This is a genomic window from Corallococcus carmarthensis, from assembly GCF_003611695.1.
Lineage (GTDB): Bacteria > Myxococcota > Myxococcia > Myxococcales > Myxococcaceae > Corallococcus > Corallococcus carmarthensis.
Window position 1 is genome coordinate 10806 of record NZ_RAWE01000075.1, and the last position, 12088, is coordinate 22893.

The following is a 12088-nucleotide window of genomic DNA, read 5'->3' on the forward strand; positions in this document are numbered from 1 at the left end:
CCCCCCTCCATGGCCGCTCGATTCTCCGATGACGAGGTGGTGCAGGCGACGGGTGCGACCCGGCGCGGGGAGCCCGTTGCCGCGGGCTTTCCCGCCGTCTGCACCGACACGCGGTCGCTCACCCCCGGGTGCCTCTTCGTGGCGCTGCAGGGCGAGCGCTTCGACGCCCACGACTTCGTGGACGGGGCCCAGCGCCAGGGAGCGGCCGGAGCGGTGGTGAAGCGGGGGAGGGCGCTGCCGGCCCTGCCCCCGGGCTTCGCGCTCTATGAAGTGGACGACCCCCTGGCCGCGCTGGGCGGGCTGGGGGCGCTGCACCGCCGCCGCTTCCAGATTCCGGTGGCGGCGGTGGGGGGCTCCAACGGGAAGACGACCACCAAGGAGATGGTGGGCGCCATCCTGGCCACGCGAGGCCCCGCGCTGAAGACGGAGGGCAACTTCAACAACGAGGTGGGCGTTCCGCTCACGCTCTTCCGGCTGGAGCCGTCCCATGTGGCGGCCGTCATCGAAGTGGGGATGAACCAGCCGGGCGAAATCGAAAGGCTCACCCGCAAGGTGCAGCCGGACGCGGGTGTCATCACCGTGGTCCAGCCGGAGCACCTGGAGGGCCTGGGCAGCCTGGAGGGCGTGGCGGAGGCGGAAGGGGAGATGTTCCGCGAGCTCCTGCCCCAGTCCACCGCCGTGGTGAACGTGGACGACGCGCTCATCGTGCGCCAGGCCGCGCGCAGCGGCGCGAAGCACCTGACGTTCGGCCGGGCGGAAGGGGCGGACGTGCGCCTCACCGCGGTCCACACGCTGGGCCGCGATGGCATGGTGGCCACAGTGCGCTACCAGGGGAAGGACTGGCCGGTGCGCCTGCACTTCGTGGGGCCGCACAACGCGCAGAACGCGACGGCGGCGTTCGCGACGGCGCTGGCCCTGGGCTACTCCCCCGAGGAGTGCGTGAAGGGCCTGGAGTCCGCGCGGCCGTACGCGCGCAGGCTCAACATCGTGGACGGCCGCAACGGCGTCACGGTGGTGGATGACTGCTACAACGCCAACCCGGCCTCCATGGAGGCCGCGCTCGTCACGCTGGGCACGCTGGTGCCGGAAGGTGGCCGGGCGGTGGCGGTGCTGGGCGACATGCTGGAGCTGGGCGCGGGCGAGGCGGAGGAGCATGCCCGGCTGGGTGAGCTCGTCGCGCGGCACGCGAAGCTGGTCGCGTTCTTCGGTCCCCGCTCCGCGGGCGGCCTGGGAAGCGCGGACATGGGAGATTCCGCCGCCCATTTCACCGAAGTGGAGCCATTGGTGGCGTGGTTGACGCCCCGGCTCTCGCCCGGTGACGTGGTGCTGGTGAAGGCCAGTCGCGGCATGCGATTGGAGCGCGTGGTGGCGGCCCTCACGGGCGCGTCACCCCCTGGAGGGAGTCACTAGTGCTGTACCTTCTGTACGAGCTCATCCAGAACACCGAGGCCGGGCGCGTCCTCAACTTCCTGCGCTACCCGACCTTCCGCATCATCGCCGCGGGCGTCTTCGCCCTGCTCCTGGGGATGCTCATCGGGCCGCGCCTCATCGCGCGGCTGCGCCTGAAGCAGCACGGGCAGAGCAACGTGCGCGAGGACACGCCGGACACGCACCAGAAGAAGAAGGGCACGCCCACCATGGGTGGCGCGCTCATCCTCATCTGCATCGCGGCGGGCACGCTCCTGTTCGCGGACCTGAAGTCCCGCGGCGTCTGGGTGATGATCCTCCTCACCTTCGGCTACGGCTTCATCGGCTTCCTGGACGACTGGCTCAAGCTGTCCAAGCGCAACTCCAAGGGCCTGGCCGGGCGCAAGAAGATGGTGCTGCAGACCGTCTTCTACCTCATCGCCATCTTCGGCCTGATGTGCACGTGGACGAAGGCGGACGGCTCCTTCGGGCCCACGCTGCTCATCGACACGCGGCTCACGCTGCCGTTCGTGCCGTCCCATTGGTTCAACCCGGACCTGGGCTGGTTCTACGTCGTCTTCGCGTGGATCGTCATCGTGGGCACGTCCAACGCGGTGAACCTCACGGACGGCCTGGACGGCCTGGCCATCGTGCCCACCATCGTGTCGGCGGTGACCTTCTGCGTGCTCTGCTACGTGGCGGGCACCACGCTGCACATCGCGGACACGGAGACGGTGAACGGGGTGACGCGGCTCACGGCCACGCCGCTGTACCGCTATCTGGGCATCCTCCAGGTGCCGGGCGGCGCGGAGCTGGCTGTCTTCTGCGCGAGCATCGTGGGCGCGGGCATCTCCTTCCTCTGGTTCAACACCTACCCGGCGTCCGTCTTCATGGGCGACATCGGCTCGCTGGCCCTGGGCGGCGCACTGGGGGCGCTGGCCGTGTTCTCCAAGAACGAAGTGGTGTCCGCCATCATCCACGGCATCTTCTTCGCGGAGGCGCTGAGCGTGATGATCCAGGTGGCGTCCTTCAAGATGACGGGCAAACGCGTCTTCAAGATGGCGCCCGTGCACCATCACTTCGAGCTCAAGGGATTGGCCGAGCCGAAGATCATCGTGCGTTTCTGGATTGTCGCCATCCTCTGTGGTGGCGTGGCCCTGCTGTCCCTGAAACTGCGCTAGTCGCTTTGCCCCCTTCGAGGTCGGCCCGCCCCATGAATCCCTCGCTGTCCGGTCGGAAGGTCGCGGTGTTCGGGCTGGCCAAGAGCGGCGTCGCGGCGCTCCGGCTGCTCGTCCAGCAGGGCGCGAAGGTGACGGCGCTGGACGCGCGCTCCGAGGACGCGCTCGGCGACGTGGCGAAGGAGCTGCACGCGAAGGGCGTGACGCTCGTCACCGGCGCCACGCCTCCGGGCCTGCTCACCCGCCAGGACCTGGTGGTGGTGAGCCCGGGCGTCCCGCTGTCCCTGCCGGAGCTGGAGGCCGCGCGCACGTCGGGCGTCCCCGTGTGGGGCGAGATTGAACTGGCGGGCCGCTTCCTCACGGGCACGCGCTTCCTGGGCATCACCGGCACCAACGGCAAGAGCACCACCACGGCGCTCACCGGCGAGCTGTACGCGAAGGCGGGCCTGCGCACCTTCGTGGGCGGCAACCTGGGGCGCCCGCTGGCGGAGGCCGCCATGGCGCCCGGGGACTGGGACGCGCTGGTGGTGGAGCTGTCCAGCTTCCAGCTGGAGGGCATCCACCAGCTCAAGCCCACGGGCGCGGCCATCCTCAACCTCACGCCGGACCACCTGGACCGCTACGCCAACCACGCCGAGTACGGCGCGGCCAAGGCGCGCATCTTCATGAACCAGGACCCCGGCAGCGACTTCGCCGTGGTGAACGCGGACGACGCGGCGGTGATGGGGCTGGCCGCCTCCACGCGCGTGCCCGTGTATGGCTTCACCCTCACGGGCAGCCCGGTGGTGGGCGCGCCGAAGCTGGCGGGGCTGGCCATCGCCCGGCCCGGCGGCTTCGAGCTGGAGTTCGCGGGCGAGTCCTACACGCTCACCAACCGGTCGCTCCGGGGCGCGCACAACGCGCAGAACGCGATGGCGGCGGCGCTGCTGGCGCGGCTGGGCGGCGTGGCGAAGGACGCGGTGCAGGCGGGGCTGGACAGCTACCCGGGCCTGGCGCACCGGCTGGAGAGCGTGCGCGTGCTGGACGGCGTGGAGTGGGTGAACGACTCCAAGGCCACCAACGTGGACTCCGTGCTGGTGGCGCTCAAGGCCTTCGCGGGCGACGTGTGGCTCATCGCGGGCGGCAAGGGGAAGGGCGCGCCGTACGCGCCCATGGTGGAGGCGGGGCAGGGCAAGGTGAAGGGCGTGCTGACCATTGGCCAGGACGCGGACGCGCTGGCGCGGGCGTACGCGAACGACGCGCCGGTGCACGCATGCGGCACGCTGGCCGCGGCGGTGGCCAAGGCGCGTGAGGTCGCGAAGGCGGGGGACACGGTGCTCCTGTCCCCGGCGTGCGCGTCGTACGACCAGTTCAAGAACTTCGAGGACCGGGGCGACACGTTCAAGCGCCTGGTCGGGGCGCTCTGACCGTGATGATGAAGACCTCACCTCCGGCCGCCCCCGTGCGGTTCGATCCGATTCTCCTGTGCGCGGTGCTGGCGCTCGTGTCGCTGGGCCTGGTGATGACGTACTCGGCCAGCGCGGTGCTGGCGCAGGACAAGCTGGGCGACAGCCTCTACTTCCTCAAGCGTCAGATGTCCGCCGCGGGCATTGGCCTCGTGGCCATGGCGGTGGCCATGAAGCTGGGGTGGCGGAAGCTGGCGCGGCTGGCGTACCCGCTGCTGCTCGTCGCCATCGTGCTGCTCATCGCGGTGGCCATCCCCGGCATCGGCACCACGGCGGGCGGCGCGCGGCGGTGGATCCGCCTGCCGGGCTTCAGCCTCCAGCCGGCCGAAATCGCCAAGTTCGCGTGGCTCGTCTACCTGTCCTATTCGCTGGCGAAGAAGCGGGAGAAGGTGGCCACGTTCTCCATCGGCTTCCTGCCGCACCTGGCCCTGTGCGGCATCCTGGTGCTCCTGTGCATGCTCCAGCCGGACTTCGGCAGCAGCGTGCTGCTGGTGTTCATGCTCTTCGTGCTGCTGTTCGCGGCGGGCACGAAGCTGTCGTACCTGGTGGGCTCCGTGCTGCTCGCGCTGCCGCTGGCGTTCGTCGCCATCGCGACCAGCCCGTACCGCATGAAGCGCATCCTCGCGTTCCTGGACCCGTGGGCCCACCGGCACGACGTGGGCTACCAGGTGGCGGAGTCGCTCATGTCCATTGGTTCCGGCGGCATCACCGGCCTGGGGTTGGGGGATGGCCGGCAGAAGCTGTTCTTCCTGCCGGAGGCGCACACGGACTTCATCTTCTCCATCCTCGGTGAGGAGCTGGGGCTCATCGGCGTGGGGCTGCTCGTGGTGCTGTACGCCGTCGTCCTCTGGCGCGGCATCCGCGCGGCGCTGGCGGCGGGGGAGACGTTCGGGACGTACCTGGGCCTGGGCATCAGCTCCATCATCGCGTTCCAGGCCACGGTGAACATGTGCGTGGCCATGGGCCTGTTGCCCACGAAGGGCCTGACGCTGCCGTTCGTGTCCTACGGCGGCACGTCGCTGGTGGTGCTGATGGGCTCCGCGGGCGTGCTGCTGTCGCTCAGCGCGAACACGCAAGGCGCGACGCGGCCGGTGCGCACGGGCACCACCGACATGCGGGAGGTGACGGCGTGAAGGTGCTCATCGCGGGCGGTGGCACCGGCGGCCACCTGTTCCCGGGCATCGCGCTGGCGGAAGAGGTCGTCACGCGCCACCCGAACAACGAGGTCGTCTTCGTTGGCACGGCGAAGGGGCTGGAGGCCCGCGTGGTGCCCAAGGAGGGCTACCCGCTGGAGCTGGTGAAGGTGCAGGGGCTCAAGGGCAAGGGGCTCCTGGGGCTCCTCAAGGGGCTCATCGCGCTGCCGCTGGCGTTCCTCGCGTCGTTCCGCATCCTGTCGCGCCACAAGCCGGACGTGGTGGTGGGCGTGGGCGGCTACGCGAGCGGGCCGGTGGTGCTGGCCGCGTGGTTGATGGGCATCCCCACCGCCATCCAGGAGCAGAACGCGCTGCCCGGCATCACCAACAAGGTGCTGGGCCGCATCGTGAAGGTCGTCTTCACCGCCTTCGAGGAAGCGCGCAACTACTTCCCGGAAGCCAAGGTGCAGATGATTGGCAACCCCATCCGCAAGAAGCTGATGGACAACTACCTGCGCAGCAGCGCCGCGCACGAGAAGTTCTCCGTCCTCATCTTCGGCGGCAGCCTGGGCGCGCGCGGCCTCAACAACCGGGTGCTGGACGCGCTGGACTCGCTGGGGGACGTGAAGGAGCAGATCTCCATCGTCCACCAGACGGGGAAGCTGGACCTGGAGACCGTGAAGAAGGGCTACGCGGACAAGGGCTTCGCGGACGTGGCCACGGTGGTGGAGTTCATCGACGACATGTCCTCCGCCTACGCGCAGGCGGACCTGGTCATCTGCCGCGCGGGCGCCACGTCGCTGGCGGAGCTGACGGTGTGCAAGAAGGCCAGCATCCTGGTGCCCTTCCCGCACGCGACGGACAACCACCAGGAGGTGAACGCCCGCGCGCTGGTGGACGCGGGCGCGGCCCTCATGTTCCGCGAGTCGGAGCTCACCGGGCAGAAGCTGGCGCAAGAGCTGCGCGGCCTGATGACGGACCCGGCGAAGCTCAAGCAGATGGCGAAGAAGGCGGGCATCCTGGGCCGCCCCGCCGCCGCGAAGGAGCTGGCGGACGTGTGCGCGGACCTGACGACGCAGGCCTGGGGACCCCAGGGCCGCGACCGTGGGCCCAAGGAGCAGAAGGACGCGAAGAAGGCACCCGGGAGCAAGGCATGAGCAAGACCGTCAGCAACAAGCCCGGCAGCCTCTTCAAGACGCGCCACGCGGCGCACGTGCACTTCGTGGGCGTGGGCGGCATCGGCATGAGCGGCATCGCGGAGGTGCTGCTCAACCTGGGCTACCGCGTGTCCGGCTCCGACCTGCGCGAGAGCGACATCACCCGCCGCCTGGCGAAGCTGGGCGCCACGCTCTACGAGGGCCACAAGGCGTCCAACCTGGTGCACGCGGACGTGGTCGTCATCTCCTCCGCGGTGCGCAAGGACAACCCGGAGGTGGTGACGGCGCGGCAGCGCAAGATTCCCGTCATCCCCCGCGCGGAGATGCTCGCGGAGCTGATGCGCCTGAAGTACGCGGTCGCCGTCGCCGGCAGCCACGGCAAGACGACCACGACGTCCATGGTGGCCACGGTGCTGTCCGCGGCGGGCCTGGACCCCACGGCGGTGGTGGGCGGCAAGGTGAACGTGCTCGACTCCAACGCCAAGCTGGGCAAGAGCGAGCTGATGGTGGTGGAGGCCGACGAGTCCGACGGCAGCTTCCTCAAGCTGCACCCGTCCATCGCGGTCGTCACCAACATCGACCCGGAGCACATGGACCACTACGGCGACCTGGAGACGCTCCAGTCCGCCTTCGTGGAGTTCTGCAACCGCGTCCCCTTCTACGGCCTGAACGTGCTGTGCCTGGACAACCCCAACGTCCAGGCGCTGCTGCCGCGCATCGAGAAGCGCTTCGTCACGTACGGCAGCTCGCACATGGCGGACTACCGGCTGGAGGGCATCTCGCTGGACGGCTTCACCACCACCTTCCGTGCCTTCCGCCGCGAAGAGGACCTGGGCGAGTTCCGCGTGCGCATGGTGGGCGCGCACAACGCCTTCAACGCGCTGGCGGTGGTGGCCATCGCGGAGGAGATGGACATCCCGCTGGAGACGGTGCGCGGCGCGCTGGCGGAGTTCGGCGGCGTGCAGCGCCGCTTCACCGTGCGCGGCGAGGTGGGCGGCATCACCGTGGTGGACGACTACGGGCACCACCCCACGGAGGTCATGGCCACGCTGTCGGGCGCGCGCCGGGCCTTCGGCCGCCGGGTGGTGGCCGCCTTCCAGCCGCACCGCTACACGCGCACGCATGACCTGATGAAGGAGTTCGCCACCGCGTTCAACGACGCGGACGTGCTCTTCGTCACCAGCGTCTACGCGGCGGGTGAGGAGCCGATTCCTGGCGCCACCGGCGACGCGCTGGCGGAGGCCATCCGCGCGCACGGCCACCGCGACGTGACGTTCGTGGAGAAGCGCGCGGACGTGGCGAAGGCGCTCCACGAGCGCGTGCGCGAAGGCGACCTGGTGCTGACGCTGGGCGCGGGCGACATCACCCAGGTGGGCCCGGACCTGCTCCACCTGATGGGCGCGGCGAAGGGCGGGTAGGGGATGCAGCCGGGCGAGGTGACACCGCTGGCGGCGCGCGTGGCGCGTCTGCCCGGCCTGGACGTCAAGCCGGGCGAGCCCCTGGCGCCGCTCATCAGCGTGCGCGTGGGCGGGCCGGCGGAGGCGCTGGTGCGTCCGCGTTCACCGGACGCGCTGGTGGACCTGCTGCGCCTGGCCCGCGACGAGGGCATCCCCGTGACGGTGCTGGGCGGCGGGGCCAACACGCTGGTGGGCGACGGCGGCGTGCCGGGGCTCACCGTGAAGCTGCCTCCGGATTTGTTCCCGGAGGTGCTGGACGTGGGCCCGGACGACGGGCGGGTGACGCTGGGCACGGGCGCGGCCATTGCCCGGCTGGTCAACGTGATGCGCGCGCAGGGCCTGGTGGGCGCGGAGTTCCTCGCGGGCATCCCCGGCACCCTGGGCGGCGCCGTCACCATGAACGCGGGCACCAAGAACGGCGAGTGCTTCCGCGTGGTGGAGGCCATTGAAGTGGCCACGGCGGATGGAGTGGGGTGGCTGACGAAAGCGCAGGTGCCCCACACCTACCGTCACGCCACGCTGCCCGCGGGAGGTATCGTCACCCGCGTGCGTTTCCATCTTCCCAAGGGCGATGTCGTGGCCAGCAAGGCGGCCATGGACGCGGACCTGGGGTACCGCAAACGCACGCAGCCCTTGAGTCAGCCCAACTTCGGCAGCGTGTTCACCAACCCGCCGGGCGACCACGCCGGGCGGCTCATTGAACTTGTCGGCCTGAAGGGGCACACCCTGGGGCGCGCGCAGGTGTCCACCCTGCACGCGAACTGGATCGTCAACCTGGGCGGCGCGGCCGCTCGCGACGTGCGGGGCCTCATCACCCTGATGCAAGACCGGGTACAAGAGGCCACCGGCATCGTCATGCACCCCGAAGTCAAATTCGTCGGAGTCTTCCTGCCATGACCATCGGTCCCCGAGGCTTCACCCCGGCTGAGTTGAAGGCCAAGCGCGTGGGCGTGCTGTACGGCGGCCTCTCCAGCGAGCGCGAGGTGTCCCTGCGCACCGGCGCCGCGGTGGCGGGCGCGCTGAAGGGGTTGGGCTACGACGTGGTCGAAATCGATGTGGGCAAGGACCTGCCCGCGCGCCTCATCGCGGAGAAGGTGGACGTGGCGTGGCTCGCGCTGCACGGCCGCTTCGGCGAGGACGGCTGCGTCCAGGGCCTGCTGGAGGCCATGTTCATCCCCTACACCGGCAGCGGCGTGATGGCGTCCGCCGTGGGCATGGACAAGGTGTACGCGAAGGAGATCTTCGTCGCGCGCGGCATCCCCACGCCGCCCTACCGGGCCTTCGACTCGGCGGAAGCCGCGCTCGCGGAAGCGGACCGGCTGCCGTTCCCCTTCCCGGTGGTGGTGAAGCCCAGCCGCGAGGGCAGCAGCGTGGGCGTTCACATCTGCAAGACGCGCGAGGACTACACCGCGGCCGTCCAGGACGCGGTGCAGTACGCGGGCACGCTCCTGGTGGAGCAGTTCATCAAGGGCCGGGAAGTGCAGGGCGGCGTGCTGGACAACGAGGCGCTGGGCGTCATCGAGGTCAAGGCCGCGCGCGAGTTCTACGACTACGAAGCCAAGTACAAGGCCGGCAGCGGGACGCAGTACCTCTTCCCCGCGCCGCTGCCGCCGGACCTGTACGCGCGCGTGAACGAGGTCTCCCTCGCCGCGCACAAGGCGCTGGGCTGTTCCGGCGGCTCGCGCTCGGACGTCATCGTCACGGAAGCCGGCGACGTGTTCCTGCTGGAAATCAACACGCTGCCCGGAATGACGGCCTCCAGCCTCCTGCCCAAAATCGCGGCGGGGCGGGGCATCGACTTCCCGGCCCTCTGTGAGCGGCTGCTCCAGGGCGCTTCACTCAAGGCCTGAGCCGCTCCGCGTTCTTTCCAGGAGTTCCGGTCTCTTGCGAGGCCGGCGTGTCCCTTCATGCCGCTACAGCGACGTGCCTGTAGCCAAAAACTGGCGTGGTCCGACGTCCGCACGCAGCATGCGCCTCCTTAGTCATGGCCTTCGGAAAATCCAAGAACCGCCGCCGCCAGGATGCCGCACCGCGCAACGACGCGGTGACGGGCGCCGTCCGTTCGCACGGACCGTCGGTGGCGAAGGCGCTGGGGCTGGCCGTGGCGACCGCGGGGCTCATCTGGGGCGGCATCGAGCTGCGCGCCTGGGCGGTGGTGACGCCGCGCTTCGCGCTGGAGTCGGTGAACTTCTCCGGGCTGGAGCGGGCGTCGCGCCCGGAGCTGCTGAAGCTGTCCGGGCTGACGGCGGGGCAGAACCTGTGGACGCTGGACCCGGCCGCGCTGGCGCGGTCCATGGGGCAGCACCCCTGGGTTCGCACGGTGGAGGTGACGCGGCGGTTTCCGCGCGGCGTGTCCGTGGAGGTGACGGAGCACGCACCCGCGGCGCTGGCGGTGCTGGGCGACCTGTACGTGCTGGACGAGGAGGGCGAGCCCTTCAAGCGCGTCACGCCGGGGGACGGGCTGGACCTGCCGCTCGTCACTGGCATGGAGCGCGATGCGTACGTGGCGGACCCGGACGCGGTGCGTTCCAAGTTCCGCGAAGCATTGGATGTAACCCGTGCTTATGCGCGGTTGTTGCCCGGGCGATCCGAGCGGCTTTCTGAAGTGCGCCTGGAGAACACCGGGCTTGCGCTGGTGACGGCGACGGGGCAGGAGGTGCGCCTCGGCGCGGGCGATACGGAAGTCAAGCTCCAGCGGCTGGCGCGCGTTCGACGCGAGCTCAGCACAAGGGGGCTTGCGGCCGCGATCATTCGCCTGGATAACCGTGCCCGACCGGGTTGGGTGGCGGTGAGGCTTTCGAGTGGGTCCGACTCCGTGCGGAGCGGGGACTCGACGCAGTGAGGATGCTTCCTTCACGAAAGTGAGGGAGCCTGGGAGGAGTCATGGCGAAGCAGAAGTCGGGGGAGATCATCGTCGGCCTCGACATCGGCACGACGAAGATCTGCGCCATCGTCGGCGAGCTGACCGATAGCGGTATCGACATCATCGGTATCGGCACGCATCCGTCGAAGGGATTGCGCAAGGGCGTCGTGGTCAACATCGAGGCCACGGTGTCGTCCATCCGGCGCGCCGTGGAGGAAGCCGAGCTGATGGCCGGGGCGGAGATCTCCCATGTCTACACGGGGATCGCCGGCGGCCACATCAAGGGCTTCAACTCCCAGGGCATCGTCGCGGTGAAGGACAAGGAGGTCCGCGACGCGGACATCGCGCGCGTCATCGACGCGGCGAAGGCGGTGGCCATCCCGCTGGACCGGGAGGTCATCCACGTCCTGCCGCAGGAGTTCATCATCGACGACCAGGGCGGCATCAAGGAGCCCCTGGGCATGGCGGGCGTGCGCCTGGAGGCCAAGGTGCACATCGTCACGGGCGCCGTCTCCAGCGCGCAGAACATCGTCAAGTGCGCGAACCGCACGGGCCTGAACGTCTCCGACATCGTGCTCCAGCCGCTGGCCTCCGCCGAAGCCGTGCTGAGCGAGGACGAGAAGGAGCTGGGCGTGTGCCTCGTCGACATCGGCGGCGGCACCACGGACATCGCCATCTTCTCGGGCGGCTCCATCGTCCACACGGCGGTCATCGCCCTGGGCGGCAACAACCTGACGAGCGACATCGCCATCGGCCTGCGCACCCCCGCGCACGAGGCCGAGCGCATCAAGCAGAAGTACGGCTGCGCGCTCGCGTCCATGATCAACAAGGACGAGACGATTGAGGTCCCCAGCGTGGGCGGCCGTCAGCCGCGCGTCCTGGGCCGGCAGATCCTCTCGGAGATTCTCGAGCCGCGCGTGGAGGAGATCTTCCAGCTCGTGCACCGCGAGATCCAGAAGTGCGGCTACGAGGACCTGCTCGCGTCCGGCATCGTCATCACGGGCGGCTCCACGCTGCTCGCGGGCATGCCGGAGCTGGCGGAAGAGGTGCTGGGCCTGCCGGTGCGCCGGGGCATGCCGCGCGGCATTGGTGGCCTGGTGGACGTGGTGAAGAGCCCCATGTACGCCACGGGCGTGGGCCTGGTCGTCTACGGCGCCAAGCACATGGACCGCCGCATGTTCCGCATCCGCGAGGACGGCAACGTCTACAAGAAGGTGAAGGGCCGGATGCGCGAGTGGCTGGAAGAGATCTTCTAAGCGGTCCCGGTGCGCTGATGCACTGAGTCAGGGCTCCCTTCGGGGGGCCCTTTCGCGTTTCTGGGGCCCTATACCCGAGCCGTGGATTGACGCGTCATGCGGGACGCTGACGCGTCAGGCGGGGACGCGGAGGGTTTCCAGATTCCGGAATCCGGATCCGGCTTTCGGACGCCCGCCTTAAGTACGGGCGTC

10 protein-coding genes are annotated in these 12088 nt (G+C 69.8%); all 10 read left to right on the plus strand.

Features of this window, described 5'->3' with window-relative positions:
• Nucleotides 1-9 precede the first annotated feature (9 nt).
• Entirely contained in the window at nucleotides 10-1410 is a 1401-nt protein-coding gene (locus tag D7X32_RS20845) for a UDP-N-acetylmuramoyl-tripeptide--D-alanyl-D-alanine ligase (protein ID WP_120604319.1), read from the plus strand.
• Nucleotides 1410-2588 carry a phospho-N-acetylmuramoyl-pentapeptide-transferase gene (mraY, locus tag D7X32_RS20850; protein ID WP_120604320.1) on the plus strand — a complete coding sequence of 393 codons (1179 nt, stop codon included), beginning with the start codon at nucleotides 1410-1412 and terminating at the stop codon, nucleotides 2586-2588. The genes D7X32_RS20845 and mraY overlap by 1 nt, the downstream gene beginning before the upstream one ends.
• A gap of 32 nt (nucleotides 2589-2620) precedes the next feature.
• The gene (gene murD / locus D7X32_RS20855; protein WP_120604321.1) at nucleotides 2621-3991 is read left to right on the plus strand and encodes a UDP-N-acetylmuramoyl-L-alanine--D-glutamate ligase; all 1371 of its coding nucleotides are present in this window, start codon (nucleotides 2621-2623) and stop codon (nucleotides 3989-3991) included.
• An 8-nt stretch (nucleotides 3992-3999) separates the two neighbouring features.
• Nucleotides 4000-5163 carry a putative lipid II flippase FtsW gene (gene ftsW, locus D7X32_RS20860; protein ID WP_120604334.1) on the plus strand — a complete coding sequence of 388 codons (1164 nt, stop codon included), beginning with the start codon at nucleotides 4000-4002 and terminating at the stop codon, nucleotides 5161-5163.
• Nucleotides 5160-6320 (plus strand): undecaprenyldiphospho-muramoylpentapeptide beta-N-acetylglucosaminyltransferase, encoded by a 1161-nt coding sequence (gene murG, locus D7X32_RS20865; RefSeq protein WP_120604322.1) that lies wholly within the window; start codon nucleotides 5160-5162, stop codon nucleotides 6318-6320. The genes ftsW and murG overlap by 4 nt, the downstream gene beginning before the upstream one ends.
• Nucleotides 6317-7738 (plus strand): UDP-N-acetylmuramate--L-alanine ligase, encoded by a 1422-nt coding sequence (gene murC, locus D7X32_RS20870; protein WP_120604323.1) that lies wholly within the window; start codon nucleotides 6317-6319, stop codon nucleotides 7736-7738. The genes murG and murC overlap by 4 nt, the downstream gene beginning before the upstream one ends.
• Nucleotides 7739-7741: 3 nt before the next feature.
• On the plus strand, nucleotides 7742-8674 hold the full coding sequence (murB, locus tag D7X32_RS20875; RefSeq protein ID WP_120604324.1) for a UDP-N-acetylmuramate dehydrogenase: 933 nt from the start codon (nucleotides 7742-7744) through the stop codon (nucleotides 8672-8674).
• Nucleotides 8671-9627, plus strand: a complete 957-nt coding sequence (locus tag D7X32_RS20880) for a D-alanine--D-alanine ligase (protein WP_120604325.1) — start codon at nucleotides 8671-8673, stop codon at nucleotides 9625-9627. Before murB ends, D7X32_RS20880 begins: the two co-directional genes overlap by 4 nt.
• A 134-nt stretch (nucleotides 9628-9761) precedes the next feature.
• Nucleotides 9762-10619, plus strand: a complete 858-nt coding sequence (locus tag D7X32_RS20885) for a cell division protein FtsQ/DivIB (RefSeq protein ID WP_120604326.1) — start codon at nucleotides 9762-9764, stop codon at nucleotides 10617-10619.
• Nucleotides 10620-10660: 41 nt separating this feature from the next.
• Nucleotides 10661-11896, plus strand: a complete 1236-nt coding sequence (ftsA, locus tag D7X32_RS20890; protein WP_014398878.1) for a cell division protein FtsA — start codon at nucleotides 10661-10663, stop codon at nucleotides 11894-11896.
• The last annotated feature ends 192 nt before the right edge of the window (nucleotides 11897-12088 follow it).

What these genes read in the sequence shown, in the direction of transcription:
- D7X32_RS20845 (WP_120604319.1), top strand. Translation starts at nt 10, where the DNA reads ATGGCCGCTCGATTCTCCGATGACGAGGTGGTGCAGGCGACGGGTGCG.
- murD (WP_120604321.1), top strand. Translation starts at nt 2,621, where the DNA reads ATGAATCCCTCGCTGTCCGGTCGGAAGGTCGCGGTGTTCGGGCTGGCC.
- ftsW (WP_120604334.1), top strand. Translation starts at nt 4,000, where the DNA reads ATGAAGACCTCACCTCCGGCCGCCCCCGTGCGGTTCGATCCGATTCTC.
- murC (WP_120604323.1), top strand. Translation starts at nt 6,317, where the DNA reads ATGAGCAAGACCGTCAGCAACAAGCCCGGCAGCCTCTTCAAGACGCGC.
- murB (WP_120604324.1), top strand. Translation starts at nt 7,742, where the DNA reads ATGCAGCCGGGCGAGGTGACACCGCTGGCGGCGCGCGTGGCGCGTCTG.
- D7X32_RS20880 (WP_120604325.1), top strand. Translation starts at nt 8,671, where the DNA reads ATGACCATCGGTCCCCGAGGCTTCACCCCGGCTGAGTTGAAGGCCAAG.
- D7X32_RS20885 (WP_120604326.1), top strand. Translation starts at nt 9,762, where the DNA reads ATGGCCTTCGGAAAATCCAAGAACCGCCGCCGCCAGGATGCCGCACCG.
- ftsA (WP_014398878.1), top strand. Translation starts at nt 10,661, where the DNA reads ATGGCGAAGCAGAAGTCGGGGGAGATCATCGTCGGCCTCGACATCGGC.